The 21369-nt window shown below is 32.3% G+C and carries 18 protein-coding genes; 15 read left to right on the top strand and 3 right to left on the bottom strand.

All coding sequences use genetic code 11. The features are described 5' to 3' along the window. The first annotated feature begins 45 nt into the window (after positions 1–45). The 13 genes from OQ292_RS26900 to OQ292_RS26840 all read left to right on the top strand — a co-directional run bounded on the left by OQ292_RS26900 (position 46) and on the right by OQ292_RS26840 (position 15117). The gene (locus OQ292_RS26900) at positions 46–567 is read left to right on the top strand and encodes a hypothetical protein (protein ID WP_284687187.1); all 522 of its coding nucleotides are present in this window, start codon (positions 46–48) and stop codon (positions 565–567) included. A gap of 86 nt (positions 568–653) precedes the next feature. Then, positions 654–1355, top strand: coding sequence for a hypothetical protein (locus OQ292_RS26895; RefSeq protein ID WP_284687186.1), 702 nt, complete (start codon positions 654–656; stop codon positions 1353–1355). A gap of 336 nt (positions 1356–1691) precedes the next feature. Beyond that, positions 1692–3464 carry a TrkH family potassium uptake protein gene (locus tag OQ292_RS26890; RefSeq protein WP_284687185.1) on the top strand — a complete coding sequence of 591 codons (1773 nt, stop codon included), beginning with the start codon at positions 1692–1694 and terminating at the stop codon, positions 3462–3464. A gap of 11 nt (positions 3465–3475) precedes the next feature. Then, the gene (locus tag OQ292_RS26885; RefSeq protein ID WP_284687184.1) at positions 3476–4168 is read left to right on the top strand and encodes a potassium channel family protein; all 693 of its coding nucleotides are present in this window, start codon (positions 3476–3478) and stop codon (positions 4166–4168) included. A gap of 29 nt (positions 4169–4197) precedes the next feature. Next, the gene (locus OQ292_RS26880; protein ID WP_284687183.1) at positions 4198–4896 is read left to right on the top strand and encodes a hypothetical protein; all 699 of its coding nucleotides are present in this window, start codon (positions 4198–4200) and stop codon (positions 4894–4896) included. Between the two features lie 75 nt (positions 4897–4971). Beyond that, complete coding sequence (locus tag OQ292_RS26875) at positions 4972–6378, top strand: amidohydrolase family protein (protein ID WP_284687182.1); 1407 nt, start codon at positions 4972–4974, stop codon at positions 6376–6378. 136 nt (positions 6379–6514) lie between these two features. After that, positions 6515–7606: a DUF4934 domain-containing protein gene (locus tag OQ292_RS26870; RefSeq protein WP_284687181.1), complete on the top strand. Its 1092-nt coding sequence runs from the start codon at positions 6515–6517 to the stop codon at positions 7604–7606. 14 nt (positions 7607–7620) lie between these two features. Next, positions 7621–8247 (top strand): hypothetical protein, encoded by a 627-nt coding sequence (locus OQ292_RS26865; RefSeq protein WP_284687180.1) that lies wholly within the window; start codon positions 7621–7623, stop codon positions 8245–8247. Positions 8248–8421: 174 nt separating this feature from the next. Then, positions 8422–9069: a hypothetical protein gene (locus tag OQ292_RS26860; protein WP_284687179.1), complete on the top strand. Its 648-nt coding sequence runs from the start codon at positions 8422–8424 to the stop codon at positions 9067–9069. Further along, entirely contained in the window at positions 9056–10186 is a 1131-nt protein-coding gene (locus OQ292_RS26855; RefSeq protein WP_284687178.1) for an AAA family ATPase, read from the top strand. Before OQ292_RS26860 ends, OQ292_RS26855 begins: the two co-directional genes overlap by 14 nt. Further along, positions 10159–10896: a hypothetical protein gene (locus tag OQ292_RS26850; protein WP_284687177.1), complete on the top strand. Its 738-nt coding sequence runs from the start codon at positions 10159–10161 to the stop codon at positions 10894–10896. Before OQ292_RS26855 ends, OQ292_RS26850 begins: the two co-directional genes overlap by 28 nt. Beyond that, positions 10893–13442 (top strand): ribosomal protein L7/L12, encoded by a 2550-nt coding sequence (locus OQ292_RS26845; protein ID WP_284687176.1) that lies wholly within the window; start codon positions 10893–10895, stop codon positions 13440–13442. The genes OQ292_RS26850 and OQ292_RS26845 overlap by 4 nt, the downstream gene beginning before the upstream one ends. Beyond that, positions 13411–15117, top strand: coding sequence for a hypothetical protein (locus OQ292_RS26840; protein WP_284687175.1), 1707 nt, complete (start codon positions 13411–13413; stop codon positions 15115–15117). Before OQ292_RS26845 ends, OQ292_RS26840 begins: the two co-directional genes overlap by 32 nt. Before the next feature lie 325 nt (positions 15118–15442). On the opposite strand, the gene OQ292_RS26835 is transcribed toward OQ292_RS26840, so the two are convergent. From OQ292_RS26835 to OQ292_RS26825, 3 genes are all read right to left on the bottom strand, one after another. Beyond that, positions 15443–16684 (bottom strand): serine hydrolase domain-containing protein, encoded by a 1242-nt coding sequence (locus OQ292_RS26835; RefSeq protein ID WP_284687174.1) that lies wholly within the window; start codon positions 16682–16684, stop codon positions 15443–15445. 93 nt (positions 16685–16777) lie between these two features. Then, on the bottom strand, positions 16778–17230 hold the full coding sequence (locus OQ292_RS26830) for a DUF4369 domain-containing protein (protein ID WP_284687363.1): 453 nt from the start codon (positions 17228–17230) through the stop codon (positions 16778–16780). 512 nt (positions 17231–17742) lie between these two features. Then, complete coding sequence (locus tag OQ292_RS26825; protein WP_284687173.1) at positions 17743–19137, bottom strand: sulfatase-like hydrolase/transferase; 1395 nt, start codon at positions 19135–19137, stop codon at positions 17743–17745. 444 nt (positions 19138–19581) lie between these two features. Here OQ292_RS26825 and OQ292_RS26820 point away from each other — a divergent pair, with 444 nt between their 5' ends. Together OQ292_RS26820 and OQ292_RS26815 are read left to right on the top strand one after the other, a co-directional pair. After that, positions 19582–20325 (top strand): hypothetical protein, encoded by a 744-nt coding sequence (locus OQ292_RS26820; RefSeq protein WP_284687172.1) that lies wholly within the window; start codon positions 19582–19584, stop codon positions 20323–20325. 119 nt (positions 20326–20444) lie between these two features. Further along, positions 20445–21329 (top strand): ligand-binding sensor domain-containing protein, encoded by an 885-nt coding sequence (locus OQ292_RS26815; protein ID WP_284687171.1) that lies wholly within the window; start codon positions 20445–20447, stop codon positions 21327–21329. Positions 21330–21369 lie beyond the last annotated feature (40 nt).

Raw genomic sequence — 21369 nt, 5'->3', positions numbered from 1 at the left:
TATGTGTTGCTTTTTTTGTGCTTGTTAATTATAGAACTTTAGCACATGATAGAATTAGAAAATCCTCTTTGGGAAACTTTTGAAGGTGGTTACAAAATTAAATATGATGTATCAACTGCGTTAAAAAAGCTTAAAGTATCGAGTAATCAAACCGAAATAAATGAATTGCTCAATGAGCTTTTTACAAATTTATATCATCAAGGTGATGTAGGTTTAGCATCATATTTTTCACTACCTCATTTAATTAGAACTGGTATTGAAAAGCAGCTTGATAATTGGCAATTACCCACCCTTATAGCGATTATAGAAATCGCTAGACAAAAGAACAACCCACAAATGCCTGCAGAATATCTATTAGAATATAAGAATGAGTTAAAGCAAATAACTAAGCTTATCGATATAAATCAAAAAACAAAATGGGAAAGAACTTATAGCATCGCAGCATTGAGTGCTATAGCAGCAGTGAATAATCAATTAGACTTAGCTGAAATCATATTAGAAATGGAAAGTGATGATATACTAAAAAAATTTAAATTGTTTCTAAAGTCTAAAAATGAATTTGAATGATCATAAGTTGATGTACAAATTTTGGTATAACAAAATTACTGAAATAGTTTAAAGGATAAATTTCAACCATTTTTTAAACTTTCGTAATGATAAAAAATACAATTTTCATCCTACTTGTTTGTCTTTCAGCAGCTTGTTCTAATCCTAAAAAAGTTCAAGATTTAGATCTTCCCGTTTACAAAACCAATAGAGAGTTTCTTTTTAAAGCTTCTCATTATAATAGTGAGGGAGAACTGTATTTTGAAGATACTTTAAAGTTTATCACAAGCGATAAAGAAGTAAAAAGATATAAACAACAAACACAAAGTACTTGGATAATTTATGAGTATGATAAAGTTAAATCATTTCCTGGAGTAGAAGAAAATGATTCATCACTTTGGATACATCCTCCTAGATATGGTAGATATAAAAAATTAGAGTTCTTTCCATTTCCTATGGTTAAATATCCTTTAGTTAAAGGTAATAATTGGGTTTGGGATTTAAATGTAGGGAATCATTGGAGTATACCCGGTTTTATAGAGTGGGAAAAAGGAAATGAGTTATTTTCAAGCCACTATGCAGTTGAAAATGAAGCCAATTATTCTACCTCAATGGGTGATTTAGATTGCTATGAAATTGTAAGTAAAACATCCAGTAAATTTAAACAAACCTCACTCACAGCCTTGTTTAATAAATACTATGGCTTTGTAAAGCTCGACTATAAAACCATAGATAATGAAAGACTTACTTTTGAACTAATCGAAGAAAAAAATTTAAATACCTATTACAGTTATAATCCACTGTATTAATTTCTAACAAAAGATTATATCAAAGTAATTTTATGTCCATTTTTTTTGGTATGTTTGTTAAAGTTGGGTTTCTTAATTGTATAAGTCAACTTTAACTCGGCCAATTGAATCTCAAACAAATTTCTCTATTCCAATAGTCTCCACTATTGATCAACTAACTCTACAAAATTGCAGTTGCCAATCACTGTAATTTTTCTTTTTTAAACATTCCCTACAAAATCTTCAAGAATATTTTACAGTAGCAATTAGTGCATATATTTGCATCCGACATTTTATTAATTAAAAAATTAATAAACATTTCAAACCAACAATCAGCTAAATAGTTATTAGCTACTGATGAAGTTCAAGAAACAAACAAATAAAATTAACGATTCTGTAGTATTTGTTTTGAGTGTTATCTCTTTGGTAGCTCTTATACTAGATTTCGGTTTTAAGCAAAACTACTGGATGCACCTGATAACAGACTTCTACTACATGTTTTTCGGTGTAATTTCTTGTATTTTTTTCATTAATGAGTTTCCCAATAAAGAAGAATATGGCAAATCGCCAAGAGGCCATTATCTGGTAACTACTATTTCGTTCTTAGCATTAGCCATGGCCACTGCCAATACGGGTGTATTTGTAATTTCTAAGATATCAGACTTAAATACAATAACCGCTGGGTTAATCTTTGTGCTCACCATTTTCGATTTATCTGTTAGGTTATATAGGTTAAATCACCAGACAATGCACCCAGCACTCGTTTTTGCTTTGAGTTTTGTGGTACTGATTTGTTTGGGCACACTGGTATTAATGACACCCCGCGCAACAGTAAATGGAATTACTTTTATTGATGCACTTTTTACCTCTACCAGTGCCGTTTGTGTAACCGGATTGGCTGTGTTAGATACTGGTAAAGACTTTACTCTTTTAGGTCAAATTACCATCCTTACGCTTATTCAATTAGGAGCCTTGGGCATGTTGAGTTTTACCTCTTTATTCGCGCTGTTTTTTAAAGGTTATGGTTCTTACGAATCTCAACTCAACTTAAAAAATATGATTAATGCAGAAACCCTAAATAGTACTTTTAAAACGCTATTTCAGATATTGGTTTTTGTATTTACCGTAGAAGGTTTAGGTGCGGTTTTAATATTTATTTCGATAGATCCAGAAGCCGAAATGTTTGGTGAACATGTGTTTTTTAGTGTTTTTCATTCAATTTCGGCATTCTGTAACGCAGGATTTTCCACACTTTCAAATTCACTCTACCAAGAGGGTGTAAGGCATAATTACTCATTACATTTGATTGTTTGTGCACTCATTATTCTGGGAGGTTTGGGAAATGGCGTAGTTATCAATATTTATTATTACTTAAAAAAATGGTTTTTATACTGGCAATATCGCTTGTTTGGCATTTCTTGGAAACAGGAAAAACAAAAGATTAAACCAAAACTTGGTCTCAATACCAAATTGGTATTGTATGCCACCACAACATTATTAGTCGTGGGTACTATCCTCTTTTACTTTCTTGAAGATAACAATACATTAAGCGAACATTCTGGTTTTGGTAAATTGGTTACTTCATTTTTTGGTTCAGTAACTACCAGAACAGCAGGATTCAACACAGTAGATACAGGTAGCTTAAGCATACCAACCATCTTTATTTTTCTATTTTTTATGTGGATAGGTGCTTCACCGGGTTCTACTGGTGGCGGTATAAAAACCACCACATTTGTAGTGGCACTTTTTAGCATAACCCAACAAATTTTTGGCTATCAGAAAATACGTGTGGGATATAGAAACATTCCTCAAAAAGCATTACAAAAAGCCAGTGCCATAATTACACTAAGTATTTTGGTAATAGGTTTATCTATTTTTCTGCTCATCTATCTCGACCAACAATTGGGAGTTTTACCAATCATTTTCGAAGCTGTATCTGCTTTTAGTACTGTAGGTTTAAGTATGGGTATTACTAGTCAGTTTGGAGATTTGAGCAAATTGGTTTTAATATTAACCATGTTTATTGGCAGGGTAGGTTTACTTACTTTACTTACAGGATTAATTAGGCAATTATATACTTACCAGTATTCGCCAATAGAGTATCCTGAAGAAGAGATTTTAATTAACTAAAAATATAAACAATGAAATTCATTATAGTCGGACTCGGAAACTTTGGCTCTTCCATAGCTATGACCCTCGTTGAAGGTGGACACGATGTAATTGGTGTAGATAACCGCGAAGCACACATCAATCTACATAAAGATTCACTTTCGCATACATTAAAAATGGATAGTACCAATGAGCAGGCTATAAAAGAATTACCACTTACCGATGCCGATGCAATTGTAATTTGTATTGGTGAGAATATAGGTGCATCAATTACTACAGCAGCTCTGCTAAAAAAATATGCTCCTAAAACCCGAATATTTGCCCGAACAACCTCAGATATACATAAGACCATATTCGAGTCTATGGGTATTAATGATGTGGTAAATCCAGAAGCGGAGTTTGCTCAGCAATTTGCCACCAGATTAACCATTGCAGGCAATGTAAAGTCTATGCTTTTAGACGATAAATATGAAATTGCAGAGTTTGAAGTACCAAAATCATTTATAGGCAAAACTGTAGAAGATACAAAGATGCTTGAAGATTGGAAGATAAGCCTTGTAACCATTATTAGTAAATCGAAGAGAAAAAACCTGATTGGTAGAGAAGTAAGAGATGTAAAAGTACAGGGATTAGTAAGTGGCCAAACTGTTTTTAAAGATAATGACATTCTAGTGATGTTCGGCCAATACACTGATATTCAAAAAATGATGCAAGAGGTTCAGTGATACCTTTTTTCTAAAAATTAAATAAGATAATGGATATCCCACATTTCGAATTGCCGCTGCCTGATTTAGAAGTGGAAATCAATTATTTAACAAGAAAAGAAAGTGGTAGGACTGGACCTGTATTTACTGGGTATTGTGGTCAATTTTATTACGATGGATTTGATTGGGATGCTCCTCAACAATTCCTTGATGAGGAAATTTGTTTCCTCGGAGAAACAATTCGTGCATATGTACAATTTATGAGTCCAAAACAGCACATCGGTAAATTTTATGTTGGAAAGATTTTTAAAGTAAGAGAAGGAGCCAAAACTGTTGGTATTGGTAAAATTCTTAAAATCTTAAGAGAAGATTTTAAGCTATGGGAAGTAGAGAAAGAGATTGAAAAACTAGAAAATAAAAATAGCTATCAACCAATAAGTCCTTTGGTTAATGTAAAAGGGATAATCACCAATTTCAAAAAAAGTCTAAAACACCATAATGACTTTAAATATCTTGGTTTCAAATCTACCAAAGAAAAAAATTGCTTATTAGAATTAACATGTTCTTTACAATCAAGTTCAACTAATATTGAAGACCTACTTCCCAAATTTAGAAAATTTTGGATGGATGAAATTTCAATGAAAAACGAAATGCATAAAATCCAATTTAGCGAAGACAAAGTTGAACTTGAATTTTTAACATGGGATACTTCTTATTGTACTGGAAAAATCATTTTGATAAAAAATTAGCTTAAAAACGCTTTAATTAAGCGAATAAATACACTAATATGCATGCTATTGATTTTATTCATTTTCAATTAAAGCATGATCAAAAAATTTATCTTCTTCATACTTACATCCTTCACGCTTTTTGCCTGTAAAAAAGAACAACCAACCAAATTCGATATACTAATTCTTAATGCACAGATAATAGATGTAGAACAAGGTGAGGTAATACCCAATCTGTTAATCGGTATTTCACAAGATACAATCCAGTTGGTAGACGATATGTCTAATAAAGAGATGTATGATGCTACTGAAATACTCGATGCTAAAAACAAATTTGTAATGCCCGGTTTGTGGGATATGCATGTTCATTTTAGAGGTGGAGAAGCGCTCATTAAAGAAAATAAAAACCTGCTTCCATTATTTCTGGCTTACGGAATTACCACTGTGCGAGATGCTGGTGGAGATATTACACCAAGTGTTTTGGCTTGGAGAAAAGCAATTGCAGAAAAGAAACTCGATGGCCCCAATATATTTACTTCCGGCCCAAAACTAGATGGCTCAAGTCCTGCTTGGGATGGTTCAATAAAAGTAGAAACAGCAGAAGATATAGAGCCAGCATTAGATGCTTTAGAAAAACTAGGTGTCGATTATGTGAAAATGTATGATGGCAATTTAAGCAAAGAAATGTTTTATGGAATTATAGAAGCTGCTGAAAAAAGAGGGATGAAAACTACCGGGCATATGCCGCTCTCTGCTGATTTTCTAAAAGCTGTCAGTCTGGGTTTAGATGGTTCGGAACATATCTATTACATTGGTAAAGCTTGTTCCCCATTGGCAGATAGTTTAACAGAGGTAGGAATGGGTTACGGAATGATGGTTCCCATAGTACAATCATTCGATATGAATCTGGCTGATAGCGTATATAAGGTCGTTAAACCCAATAAAGTAAGCATTACACCAACAGTGCATGTGGTAAAAACATTAGCCAACATTCTAGAAGTAGACCATAGCAACGATTCTATTTTGGCATTTCTTGGCGATGGAATTGAACAAACTTACCAAAGACGAATAGAAGGTGCGATTCGAGCCAAAGAAAGAGGCGACAACACTTATAATCTGATTTACAAGCTTGGTTTAAACATGATTACAAACATGTACAAAGCCGGAATAAACTTGGTCGCCGGTTCAGATTGTGGCGCATTTAATTCATATGTTTATCCAGGAGAGTCTTTACACAGTGAGCTAATTGAATTAGTAGAATCAGGATTGACTCCACAAGAGGCATTAACTACTGCTGTAGTGAATGGCCCAAAATTCTTTGAATTAGAAAATTATGGAGCAGTGAAACAGGGAAAAATAGGAGACTTGATTTTATTAGATCAAAATCCATTGGAAAATATTGAAAATATCAGCAGTATCAATACCGTCATCCATCTTGGAAAAATCTACAACAGAGAAAAATTAAATGCGATGTTGAATGAGTTAAGAGAGGAGTATAATTGATATTTGTTGGCGTTAATTGATATAATTAATAACCCTAAAAATATATAGATAATTATTTAGAGGTTTTAGATGGGTTTTTAAATAATAATGCTTTTAGCGAACTATCAAATATTTTTCAGATTAGATCACCAATAAAATGACTGCACCCAAAATCCCAATTTTTTCAGTCTTTACTTTAATTCTTTTATTCTCATGTACTAAAGAAATTGATGATAATATTATTAAGCTAGAGATTGACATTAATGAAAATCTCATTGATGAGCAACTATCTCTTAAGATTGATAAGTTGATTCCACTACAAACTACAGAAGAGTCTCTATTTGGCGACTTACATTCATTAAAGGTTTTTGATCAGAAATTCTATTTATTTGATAGGTATAAGGGTAAATCACTTTATGTTTTTGATTTTAATGGCAATTTCATCAACAAGACAAAGCTTGGCAAAGGGCCTAGTGAGTTAATTGAACCAATCTCTTTTTTTATCGATGAGAAGAAAGGTCAAATTATTGTATACGATCAATCTTTAAAAAATTTATTCACATATAATTCAGATTTAAACTTTATTTCCAACACCAAATATTCTGGAGGGGTGGGTATATATGATATCGATTTACTAGATAATCGGGACTATCTGGTTAGAACTCATTTTAGTGATTTTGCATATGCACTTTTGGATTCTAGTTTCACTACTAAAGAAAAGTTTATTCTGGACAAAGAATACCCTGCTGGTCAAGATTTGCTAAATACGTTTACCTCAAATGGATTAAGATATTTAATTATTGCTCCACATGATTATCATATATATGAATATGCAAATAATCTGTGTGAAAAGAAGTTTTTTTTAGATTTCGGTACTTACAACTTAGACGATGAGGAGATTAGCAGACGAAGCGTTTGGCCCTTAGTTAATTCTGGAAAGAAAGTTACAGCACCTTTGGGCATTTTTGAGACGGAGGTATATATTTGGTTTTATGTGGTATTTGATAGAGAAATAAAGAATTTCCTTTATGATAAAAGTAATGGTGATATTATTCATTTAAACGAGTTTTTTAAACAAAACAAACTCCCTAAAACTCGAATAATGGGAATAGATAATAATAGTTTTATCGGATTGATTAATCCTTTGGATCTTTTAGAGTTTCAGAGTAATACCAATAGAAAACTTGTTGATGGAGAAATTAATCAAGACCAAAATTCACTCCTTATAAAGTTCCATTTAGAAAAATAGTTATAAGTACTAAAATGGCGCTAATTGATACAATTAATAACCCTGATAGATATATAGATAATTATTTAGAGGCTTTAGATGGATCTTTAAATAGTAATACTTTTTTATTGCACATAAATAAAGAGTTCAACAATCATAATTTAAAAGAGGAACTCAACACTTTTATTAAAAGTGAAGAATTTAAGCAATCAATGCTCAAAGCGGATATTGAAAGAAATTGGTTTAATTATCACAATCAGGATTTTGATGATGCTAAAGAAATAAAGTACACCCCTTATGATTTTGTCTTTACAACTGAATTCTATAAGCCAGACTTTCATCTCAATATTCAATCAATAGATTATTTAGGTCTAAAAAACAGTCTTACAGACCTATTGCTCGACAAATACATTTATCATAGATGGTATTCCAATGAAAAAATGGTAAATGAAATTGTAGATAATTTTTTAAGCAAGCTTGTTTCAGATAATTCGGACTGGACATACTTTAAAATTGTACCTGATTTTCTAATAACTACTGAAGATTTATGGGAAGAGGATGCTGAAAGCTTATGTTATTTTGATGGCTTTCAACAAGATTCTTTTACAATTTTTTTAAGTAATAAATCGATATATATGCTCCTCACGAATGGTAGAGCCTGATATGTTTAAATTTTTAAAAAATACTGAAATTCTCACCTCTATTTGGTGAATATTTTATTGATTTAATAAAAAACATTTCCTTAATTTCTACCTTATTTTATTAATACTTTCTCAAACTTTGGTACAATTCTTTGAGTAAATATTAACCAGTGTCAACTAGAAAACAATAGTCTAATGCAAAAGAATTACTTCTTAGAAATGATCAAATCTCTGCGCGAAGAGGAAGAAGTAGTACTATACGATAGAATTCTTAAAACAACTCAAGAAGAAGATCAAGAAGTAATAGCTTATTTAGAAAGTGCCTACCAAAATGAAACGTTAAATTACCCTTTTTTAGCTCCTAAATTTAATGCTGATGCGGCTATATGGAGTGCCAAAACTATTTATATTGCAGCTCAGCTCGTTTTATATCGCCAAAACCCAAGTAAAGATTTAGTTGCATTATTTCCAGTAGATGAAATCGAGACTTCACCAGAAACAATCTTATCGGTTGATTTGTGTTTTCGATTTATGCCCAGTTTGCTCAATCAACTTAAACTGATCGATAGCTCAGATTTTCTTTTGGAGATACTAGAAAACAAATTAGAAAAATGGCATTATTCAGGCATCAACTATTCTTTAAAATTGGAGGCAACTGACTATAAAACAATATTAGATAATCAATGTCTAGAACAACTTTACCTAAACAGGATAATCAAATATAAAAACATTAAATTAGCCAAAATCCCATTATTTTATAATAAAATTTCGAGTAATATGGGTATTTATAGCGAAACATATTGGGAAGGTTTTAAACTACTTAATATAGATGAACAAAATTGAAAAACTAACCAGCGTTTTAAATTATCTAAAAGATGCTTTTGTTGGCAAAGATGAAATTATCGATTTGCTTGGCATAAGCTTACTAGCACAAGAAAATGCTTTTCTGTTAGGTCCTCCGGGTACTGCGAAAAGTGCCATTGTTAGGTTGCTTTCAGACTGTATCGAAGATGGTAAAAACTTCGAATATCTACTCACCAGATTTACAGAACCGAATGAGATTTTTGGACCTTTCGATATTCGAAGACTCAAAGAAGGTGAGCTAGCCACCAATACCGAAGGCATGCTGCCAGAAGCTTCTATGATCTTCTTAGATGAAATCTTTAATGCTAACAGTGCTATTCTAAATAGCTTGCTGCTCGCCCTCAACGAAAAGATTTTTAGAAGGGGAAAAGAAAACAGAAAAATACCGGCATTAATGTTTGTGGGAGCAAGTAACGTGCTGCCAGAAGATGAAACTTTAAATGCTTTGCTCGATCGTTTTTTGATAAGAGTAAAATGTGATTATGTAAATCCGGATTTGTTGGAAGAGGTGCTCATGGCAGGTAGAAAACTAGAAAGGAGAGACCCAACAGAAAAACCGGTTATTCATCCAATAGATATCCAAGAATTGCAGCAATTAACCCGCAATGTAGATTTGTCTCCCATCATCAAACAGTTTGTCGATTTGATACATAACCTGAGAAACACAGGTGTAAATATATCTGACAGGAGAGCTGTAAAAATCCAAAACTTGATTGCTGCCAGTGCATTTATTTGCAACCGAACAGAAGCCATCACTTCAGATTTATGGGTGCTTAAATACATTTGGGATAATGAGGAACAAATGGAAATTTTAGCAGGGGTGATCGACACAATTATTGAAAAAGATGAAGCTGCAAATGCACATCCGCAAGCCATGTTTAATAAGGTGCCTAATCCCGAAGAGTTAATGAAAGAAGTTAACCTCTTAACTGAAAAGTGGGAATCTGGTGATTTGTCTTTTGAAGAACAAAATGTGATTAAAGATAAGCTGAGATATGTGCAAACCAGAGCCAACTGGATTAAAAAACAAGAACACAAACAGCATTTATTGACAGAAATTGAATCGTTATGGCAAAAGATGCTACAGACAATATAGCTTACTATGTAAAAATAGATCCGGTACACAAAGAAGATATTGCCAGCATTAGACACTGGACCAACCTAAAAGTGGCTTTTGATAAAAATTGTGTGTGGATTACCAACTTTGAAGATACACAAATTAATGCGGCTGAGGTAAAAAGTCTTCCTTATAAAACTATCTATTATAATAAAAAAGGTAAGCTGTATTTGCTCAATAGCCTTTTACCCGATTGTAATTTGCCAGCAGTACTTTGGACTCCCATAGAAAGAGCATTGCCACTTAAAACAGGCAGCTATAACCATAATTTTTTCGGAATTGAAGAAAAGATAAATATAAAGCTGGTAGAATCTGAGACTGAAAAAGAGGCAGAAGTAATGCTGGTAGAAATGTCTTTACTCAAAAACTATATAGAAGCAGCACCAGAAATTAGACTTCAAAATATACATTGGGTTTTAATCTCTCCTGAGCAAGCACTTTTGTTTGGCAAACCACTTTTACCAATTAGCGGGAAGGTCTATTGGAAAAATAAGAATGCGATTATTCCTGTTGGTTACAATTTTGATTTACACATGCTTACAGATATTTTGTTGATTAAGATTAACCCAGAAAAAAACTGTTGGATTTTGTGGAATACAAATTCTACTTTCATCAAAATTGAAAAGCATTTGTTAGAACCTCTCAGTATCAGTTCTTTCCGAAAAACATTTAACCAGCTACAAAAATGAAAGAACTTATTATCTCAAAAGTATACTTTCAGGCAAGTAAGAATTATTTCTGGCAGTGGGAAGATAGAGGCGAGATTGTAGCCATACCAAATGGTAGCACAATCGCTTATAAGAAACTTATTGTAGAAATAATTGATAGACTATCTTTTCAAGGTTTACCTTCATTTGGAGCATTGCTTATGGCAGTAGCTGCAATAAACCACAATGGCAAAGAAGCTATAGAAGAGATTGAATCTTTACTGTACAAAAACATTATGCTTTCAGATAAAGAGCTAATAAATGATGCTATTAGCTTTTTAAAAAAGCTTACTGCAATTCCAGAAGAATATAAAACTGGACATCAAAAGCATATGTTTTTACAAACACTTTTTAAAGATTGCCACAACATCATTTCAGTAAAAAAATCTTCACAGATATACCAAGATTTTAAGAAAAACAATCAGTTTGAAACCTATGATAAGGTAGACTTAAAGCATCTAAAAGTAAATTCAGACTTAAAGGTAATTTCGCTGCTAAATCGGAAGTTTAGAACTGCCGAAGAGATTATAGAAAAAATTGCAGATGTTCCTAAAATTACCGATGAAGTTAACTTAGAAGAAACTTACACCGACTCAAATGATTTTGTAGATAAGCTAACTAAAGATAGCAAAACATTTAGAGTTGGAGCTTTAGTAAAAACAATTTGGTCTGGTTTGCACTTGCCATTCCATAGCTCAACTCCGAGCCAACAACCAATTGGTGGTGTTTCAGATATTACCAACAAGGGCAATTTGAGCCAATTACTAATCTCAGAATATGCCAATGACGATTTAGTATTTCTAAGCAGATTAGCAAACAACGAAGCACTTTATCTCAATCGCGAAACTCCTCCTACAAGCAATGAGCTTAAAAGAGTTATACTGATTGATGTCAGTTTAAAAAATTGGGGAACACCAAAAACGCTCGCTTTTGCTACCATGTTGGCTATTGCCAAACATCCAAAAACAGATATAGCTTGTGAGGTGTTTGCTGTAGGTAGTTCATACAAAGAATTAAAAGTAAATACGGTAAACGATTTAATTGAAGGCTTGCAAGAAGTCGATGTAACATTAGATGCCTCAAAAGGAATTACAGAATTTTTTCAGCAATATCCTTCATCAAAAGGCAGAGAGCTATTTTTGCTGACAGAAAATTCGACATTGAAGCAAATAAACATGGCTAAAGTATTGAGTGATTATGCCAATAGCATTAATTACTTAATCTCTAATGATGCTTCTGGAAAAATTGATATCTACAAAAAGCTTAAAAATAGCAGAAAGCATTTGCAGCATATGGAGTTACCTTTGGCTAGACTTTGGCAAAAAACCAAAGAACCTGAAAGCCAGCCAATTTCTAGAGCAAAGCGTAACTATTATCCTGTTTTGGTAAGAAATGCGCAGAACTTTGTCGGCATAAGGTCTGCCGAAAATGGCAATGTTTTTATGGTTTATAAAGAAAGGTCTTTGTTAAGAAAACATGGAAACCCGGCAACAACTTATAGACAAGGTTGGGAGATTATAGACGAAAACTTATCTTTTATTCCGACAGATTTTGAAGTTGGTTTTTCAAACAATGGTAGCTATTTACTACTGTTATTTAATGCTCAAAACAAGGAAATTGAACTCATAAATCTATTTTCAAATCATAAAAAAGTATTCCCTTTTAGCCAGTGGAAACATAAAGATGGGCCTACTTTTATTTTCTTCGATAATTGTTTTTACCACAGTAATCAGTTTGGTCATTGGCAAATAGATACTGAAGGGAATGTGCAACAGGTTTTTGGTGATGATATAGCTGAAATCGACGAGCTATTTATAAAGCGTAGAAAAGAGATAAGTAAGCTCAAAAATACCTATATGGTTACTGCGAATGTTCTCCGAAATCTTAAAAAAGTGGCTATTAACGATTCGGGAAATCTTATTTTAAATAGCCATGAGTTGCTGTTGAACCAAGGAAATCACATAAAGCTAGAAAGAGCGATAGATAAGACTCGCAAAGTTGCGGCAGAACTTATTTACCAAAATATATTTGAGTTCAAAGATGGAAGTAGAATCGAGATAAACAAGTCTGGTTTAATTTTACTTCAAAGTAGTAATAGCGATATTCCAGAAATATTTATTCCATCAATTTTAGATGTAGCTTTAGGAATTGCTAGTTATGAACATTTTGCAGGTTACGACTATTATTTAAACAAACCGAGCTTTAATATCTTTCTTGAAGATCCTGGTAATCAGAAACTTAGTGTAATAAAAGCGATGAGAACAAAATTCAATTTAACCTTAAGTGCAGCAAAAAATATGGCAGAAAATGCACCTGTCAGTTTAGGTTATGTACTAGGTGAAGATTCTGCTTTTGAGACTAAAAAAATATTAGAAGATGAAGGAGCTAAAATCAAAATAGAGACTATTAATAAAGATTTTAGTACCTTAAAAACGATAGAGAATGTAACGTTCTTTAGGAAATATATTAATGCATTTACAGATACAATTATTCGCTATGAACTTGAGAATAAAACCACATCACATTAATAAATATCCAATTGGTGGCTTTATTATAAAAAGTCCATCTGCTCAGGTTTGGTTCGAGGAAATTCATCAATTAGAATTTGCTCTTAGCGATTTGCGTATTTATCCATTGCCAGATAATTTACCGAATTCAGTTTGGGGATGTTTAATTCTTACAGAGTTAAAACTAGATGCACATAAAATCGGGAAACACGAACTTTGCCAACAGGTATATCCTAACTTTTATATACCTGAAAAATCGGTAGTTGTGCCGGCAATTTCTCCTAAAGACAATGAGGCATTATTTCCAAGAAATATCCATTTCTTCCATCCTGAAATAGGTTTTGTAGAATTAGTAAATATATTGTTTATCAGTGAGTTAGTTGATTCTCCAACTGAGAATTCAAAAGATATAATTAAAGCAGAGAGTACTGTTTTTATACCGCAGACCATAAATAGTTTTCAGGTTAAACCTTTAGAACCTGAAGAGGTTTTGAGACATCTAGAACAAGATGTTTTCCCGAAATCTGAGAAAATGCCAGATGAGCCATTAACTCCACTTGAAAAAGGCAAATTGGAATTTTACAGAATGATATTTGATAAGAAAGATGGAGAAGAAAATGCGGAAGAAAAGCCTTTTTTCTCTAAGCTGAAGTCTTTTACTGATATGTTTAATAAAGACAGTAATTGGACAGAAAACATGAAAGAAGACTATGAAGAGCTAGAAAGGAGAAACCAGAGCCAGATGGAGAAGTTTATGGATATGCTTAAAAATGATCCCGAAGAAGCACTAAAATATGCTATTCCTTTAGATCACAATCATTCAAATAGAGGAGAAGAATCTAAAAACCTAGATTTTAATAAAAGATGGGGAGATTTTTCGCTATTTGAGCAATCAAGTTCTTCTGGTGGTGGAGGCAGTATAAATATTGGCGATCATTTTATGAAGCTGGATGCGCAATACAGGCAAACTGCGAAAGATTTAATTGCCAAAGGCGAATACCAAAAAGCAGCATTTATCTATATGAAGTTGCTAAAAGATTATCATCAGGCTGCACTTACTTTAGAAAATGGCAAATTCTATCAAGAAGCTGCAATGATTTACCTTAAGCATTTAACAAACAAGAAAAAAGCTGCTGAATGCTACGAAAAAGGCAATATGATTTTTGAAGCAATTGAGCTTTACCTTGAATTAAACGATTACCAAAAAGTGGCTGATTTATATGCCAGTATCAATAAGCTTGATGAAGCTAGAATCTATTATGAGAAAGTAGCTTCAATTCTAAAACAGCAAAGAAAATACATAGAAGCATCAGATATTTATAGAAACAAATTAGGAGATGCTAAGCTAGCACAAAAAACCTTACTCGAAGGTTGGAGTGAAAATATAGATGCTTACAGTTGTCTGAGAAAATATTTTGATCATATATATGAAATCAAATTAATAAAATCTGAAATTGATTTTATCTATGAGCATTATGTGAATGAACATAACAGAAGTGTTTATTTGAAAATACTTTATCACGAGTTTAAAAAGCAAAACGAGCTCTCAGCGCATTTGAAAGAATTGGCTTATCAAATTATTTCTGCAGAAGCGCCTACAAATAGTCACATTGTAGAAGAGCTCAAAAAATTCAACAAATCCGACAAAGAATTATTAAAAGATACATCGAGGTTTAAATACCGAAGGATGGTTTAACTTAACATAACCTTAGTTATGGTTTTTTATGAAATCTCCTAGAATCCACTTTGCAATGGAATTTTTTGTAATACATATTCTTTCAAAATAGCATTAAACACTTGCATTTTAAGAGGTTTTTATAAATCTGCTGTACATTGTTAAATACTATTAATTTTAGCGAGATCAACTGCTAATTTAATCACACTTATAGGTTTGCCTAAACTGTCTTTAATAAGAGAATAACTTCCGTGAAGATGAACTAATTCTCCATTCTTATTAATAGTTTGATACCTGCCAAAACCCTTGAATTTATTACTGTTCCGCCTATTTTGCATATACATTGTTAGCTGCTGGATTCTAGTTTTACAAGTTTACTTTCAAACTGTATTAGTTCATTCCATATTTCATTTATTTCATCTCTAATTTCTTTTGTTCGAGGCTCAATATTTACGAATATTATTTTTCCTAGTCCGCTTTTTGGGCTAAAATACATCGCGGTTAATAATCCTGGGTCAGCACCCATATGTCCAATTAAGCTTTCTTCGAAACCAAAAGTTCTAGGTCTTAGTTCAATAAACAATCCATATTGTGAATTCTGTTCAGGATATTGTTGCATATCGAAGTATGTTTCATAACTATCTTTATGTAATAGAACCCCATTTCCGTTAAACCCTTTGATAAGTTCAGCTAGAAAAATACTCATATCGTCTACTGATGTTATCAATCCACCATCGGCTTTGTTAAACCCTATGTATTGTGCAACCAAGGTTGTATCATTTAAAAAAAGTCTAGAACTATTGTTAGCTTTTTCAATTTCCCAAACCGAATTTTCCATTTCTAATGGACTGAAAATATATTGCTCAACAAATGATGCATAGTCTTGTTTTGTTACTGATTCAATAATATACTCACAAATTCCAGCACCAAGATTTGAGTATCTACTTTCCGTACCCGGTTCAAAATCAAAAAAGCTTTCTTCACTATACCATTTGCCTTCTTTTGATAGACTATTAGCCAAAAAACTTTCTAAACTAACTAGTGAGTCTGATTTTTGGAAAAACGGTAAAGTTCCTTCATTCTCATCTAATTCATTCTTGGTCAGAATATAGGAATTTTCAAATATGCTTCTAGTATCTCTTAAAGATGAGCTATGATAAGCCAAATGCTTAATTAAGATTGGTTTGTCTGGATGTTTTGGGTTTCTTAACTTGTAAGGTAAGTATTCATCAACAGGGTCAGAAATATTTAACTTCCCTATTTCCTGAGCTTTGAGTAATGCAATACCTAATACAGTTTTAGAAATTGAAGCAATTTTTTGTGAAGTATTTACAGTATAAACAGACTCTTCATTGATGTCTGTTCTTCCGTAACCTTGACTATAAATAGCTCCATCTTTATTTACAACAGCTACAGAAAATCCAGGAATAGCTTTTTGAGAATAAATTCGTTTTAACTTCACAGACAGACTATCATTAATTGATGAATATTTCCCGCTATTATTTTCCTTTTGAATATTACGGCAGGAAAGTAATATCAGTGTAAAAAAGAATAATGTCAAAAGATTTGATAATGATTTTTTTTTCATTTTATGTTGAGTTTTATTTTGCTTGCAGCTAACTATTTGGATATAAGTAACAATGATTCAACTTATACTTATTTTCTAGGAATACATTTGAAACTAATTTAAGTTGATTTGCTTTTTCTTTAGCCTCTGTGTTTTCAGTTTTAATAAAGAATCTATGTTTTGATGGTAGGCAATAAGTCTACCTCCTACATAGTTTTTACTCTTTTCATTATCGTCCTGCCTAGAATATCCGGTCACATCACTATATTCAAAATTTCCTTTCTCAGCTTTTAAGGTCATTTTTTTGTTATCAACCCAAATGAAAACTGATTCGAATGATTGAGGGTCAAAGTTCTCAGTAATTTCTGGACGTATTCTAATAGAAAGCAAGGTTGGCCCCTCCAATTTCTTTTCATACCTGAATTTACCGTCAATCATATAAGTCACGTCTTCATTATCCATGTCTACTTCATGATTGTACCCCACTATATTAAAAATGAGTTTGATTTTGCCTTCATATCCTTTTACCGAGCCTTCTAGTTCTAACCTATCCTGAGCAAATGAAATTGAGCTTAAAAGAAGTAAATAAATTGATAATAATTGTTTTATAATTTTAGAGCTATGTCATATGACGATTTTCGAAGTTCATTCCAATTCTTTCGAAACGAACTTGACGAAAATTCAAAAACATTGAATGTAGGTATTTATCGGTCATAAACTATACAGCTTAACTTCTCGTAAATCCCATTTAAAGTAAAAAAAATACAAAGTGCTTGAAGTAGTTTGAGCTTTAATTCTGTCGAGTTAAGAAACCATTATTTATCTACGAATTAATTCGTAAAAAATATAAGAAACCAGCCTATACAAGCCAAGACATTCTACGAAAAACTTCGTATTAAGGTGAAATTATACTTTCACTTATTAATCTTGAAAAGGGAGCTCTCGAGGTAAAATTCGAATTAACATAATAGCACATTATACATAATTAGTATATTTCTGATAATCAAATACTTAGCAAGATATTATTACAAGTCTAAATTGTAAATAAATACTAGCTTTGGTATTTTATAAAATCAACCTTATTTATTCATCATTGAATACCAACTAATTAATTTTTGAGTCAACTCGTTTACTTTTTCGGGTTGTGATTCTGCTAGGTTGTTTTGTTCTCCCGGGTCTTTAACTATGTTATAAAGTTCTGGTCTACTGCCATCGTAATCGCAAAGTAATTTCCAGTCACCTTCTCTCACAGCTAAATCTGGAAGATTTTTAAAACCATAAAAATTCTTTCTATCTGGTGGGCGACTGTAGAAAATAGGTGCATTTCTAGACTCCCTAGTTTTTCCAAGAAAAGTCGAAATCAGGTTTTCACCATCAGTCAATTCTTTGTTAGATGGAGTTACTTCGGTAAACTCCAATATAGATGGCTTTAAGTCTATTGCCGAAAAAACCGATGTCGTATTTCTAGTTCCTTTTGCTGCATCATCGATAAATTTTGGGCCCCAAACAATTAATGAAGAACGTATACCACCTTCGTATAAATGAGTTTTATATCCTTTTAACTCTCCTGCCTGCCCAGCTCCTAACTCTGGGCCATTATCAGAACAAAATACGATTAGTGTATTATCTTTCAAACTTTCATTCGACTGAATGTAATTGAATAATTTGCCAAATTGTTTATCCATAGCTTCCAAAACAGCTAGATACAAACCTCTTTTTCCAGCTTCTTTAGCCAAACCATAATCTTCATAAGGAGGCCAATAAGGGCTGTGTACATCATCTGGCCAAATATTTACATAAAATGGTTTTTCCTCTTTATCAGATTTATCTATAAAATCTATTGCCGCATCAATAAAGCCTGTGGTAATTTCTGATCGCTGCATCCAAGTAAAAGATTCTCCTAAAATTTCTGCATCTTCCCAAATTTTACCAACTGTGCCAGTTTCATCTTTTGTAAGTGGTAATAGCTTCGCTCCCATACCTTCAAAGTTGGTGAGAGAAGTATCAAAACCATATTCTGTAATGTGTGGTGCATCAGTAACATCGCGTTGTCCGCCCATATGCCATTTACCAAAATGACCAGTAACATAACCTGCATTTTTTAAGCTTTTTGCCAACATAGGCGCAGATGGATCGAGCCAATTCGCCAAACCGCGTTCTTTGTTGTATGCTCGGTCAGCTAGAAAAGAAGTAATATTCCATCTTTGCGGATAAGTACCCGTAGATATTGCCACTCGAGATGGTGAACAGATGGGTGAATTCACATAAAACTGCTCGAAGCTAATACCTTCAGAGGCAAGTTTGTCGATGTTAGGTGTTTGAGCATCCATATTTCCAAAGCTCGATAAATCTGCCCAACCCATATCATCTATAAAAATCAGAATTACATTAGGCTTTTTATTGGTTTGCTTTATGGAGCATGAACATAAAAATAGGAATGCTAAAATTGAAATTAAGTAAGTTGATTTATTCATGAAAAAATTAGCTGTATATGATAATAGTTAAAACAGCTACAACTTAATTAGAGAGATTTATAATGGCAATTAAAAGTAGAAATAAGATATGCTATGGATCATTTTAAGAATACAAATCTAAAGTATTAAAACTACAAACGTTTATATGAAAAATACAAATTCTAGTAAATACAATTTTACTTAGCTATTAAATACAGAATCATAACTATCTAATATTCAATACTTTGAACATTACATCAAAAAAAACAAACAATAGTAATAGCTTTAATAGTATAATTTTATCACTTTTAATAATGAAATAAGAACATAATCAAAAGCTACTTACATTGTAAATACTTTCTTTAGTAAAACTATTGCTAAAAGAAAACCTTGCTAACCATGTTGGCAAAGCCCTAATGATACAACAATCACCAAGAGACTTACTGTTACCAAAACCTAAATATCATGGAAAGGCTATCTTGTTCATTATTTACAATGTTGTTGCTATTATTTTGTCAATACACTTTGGCAGAAATAAGAAATCCCTACAAGTCTCATTTAATTGAGATTGATAAATGCATTAATAATTTGAAGAATATTCTAAAAACTGATATTGATCATCAACAAACTTTAAAAATTAAAAAAATGCTTAAAGATGCTTATAGGGAGAAGTACAAGGCCACAAAATACGATAAGAAAACAGACGAATTGATAAATCTTTTACGACAGATCGACAATTCATTATATATCAGAATAAGCGATATTAAAGATTTTGAAGGCAACAAAACGCACGTTTACATTAAGGTGGTGAATGAATTAGGAAATAAGAAAAATGGTATGGAAACCAAAGGAATGACTAACTTAAATCACGATAATAACAACATACACAACTATGTGTCAGAGTATGGAAAAAACACAGTAAGTGTAAAAATTGCAGATTGTGGTTTAAAGAAAAACATATTCCTATTAGTGCACGAACTTGGCCATGTGATATATCAGGTTCCCAACTTGCAAAAATACATGAGTTATTACAAGAAAGTATATTTAGATAATAGCTTCGAAAACAATCCATTAGGGCACTTTCATAGCGATCCTAGCCACAAATCTGTAAGAACTACCATCTCAAAATTTAAGCAGAATTGGCGCTATACTAATCAGGACGGCATTTTTGATAAAAAGCGAGAAAAAGGTTTACTAAGCAATCGTTAAAAACAAATCTTTTCTATTTCATCGGATCTACATTAGCTGTTTAATTGAAAATGTGTAAAACGATAACTATATTTATTATAAGTAGCACGTTGCTAAATTTAACTGACTAAGATTTCATCTTGAAAAAATCTATACCTCGCTACCTATATTCAAGTTTTTTTACATTGGTATTTTTTGTAATATCAGTACCTCGCTTTGCTCAAAAAAACTACTCGTTGCAACAAGAAAACATCCCAGAAGAGCTAACAAATAAATACATTACAAGTATACTACAAGATAAATATGGCTATATGTGGTTTGGTACCAATATGGGTCTGTTAAAGTACAATGGATATAGTATTAAGACCTATCAACTGCCTTTGATTGATACTACTGAGATGGATAGCCAACGAAATATTACAGTAACCAGCTTAAGTGAAGCTAATAATGGTAATATTTGGGTGGGTGGATTACATGGAGAAATAGCCCTTTTCGACCGCAAAAATAATCGATTGGTTCCTTTCGATATGAATCATAAATCGAGAAACTTTTATTCCGGAAAACCCACTTTCAGGTCACCCAGTGATTCCAGTATTATTACTGTTGCAGATTCTTTACATGCACTCAACAATCCTGATAGTATGATCACATCTGGCTCTATTACAGAGATTTATCAAGATTTGGATGGCAGTATTTGGACAAGTGTTAGTAATTCGTTTGGGTTCTATCGATTTTTCCCAGATAGCAATTCTTTTCATAACAAATTTGGAAAAGTAGATAGTGTTAAATGGATGGTTAATTGGAATAATAATCTTAAAGTTACATACGACTGTCCGATTAATTTCTTTGAGGATAGCAAAGAAAATATGTGGATAACTGGTTTTAATGGTATTCTTAAAATAGATTCATCAAAAAGCAATCAAGAACTCTTTCTGGTAAATGAAGAATATAATACATATAATTTTGTAAATGCCTTTTTACAAAAAAGTATCTTTGTTGATGATAGTTTGATCATCGCCACATAACAAGGTACAGGATTAACTATTTTTAATATTCAAACCCAGA

The sequence above is a fragment of the Chondrinema litorale genome (genome assembly GCF_026250525.1).
Taxonomy (GTDB): Bacteria; Bacteroidota; Bacteroidia; order Cytophagales; family Flammeovirgaceae; genus Chondrinema; species Chondrinema litorale.
This window is presented reverse-complemented; position numbering and strand designations above follow the sequence as displayed.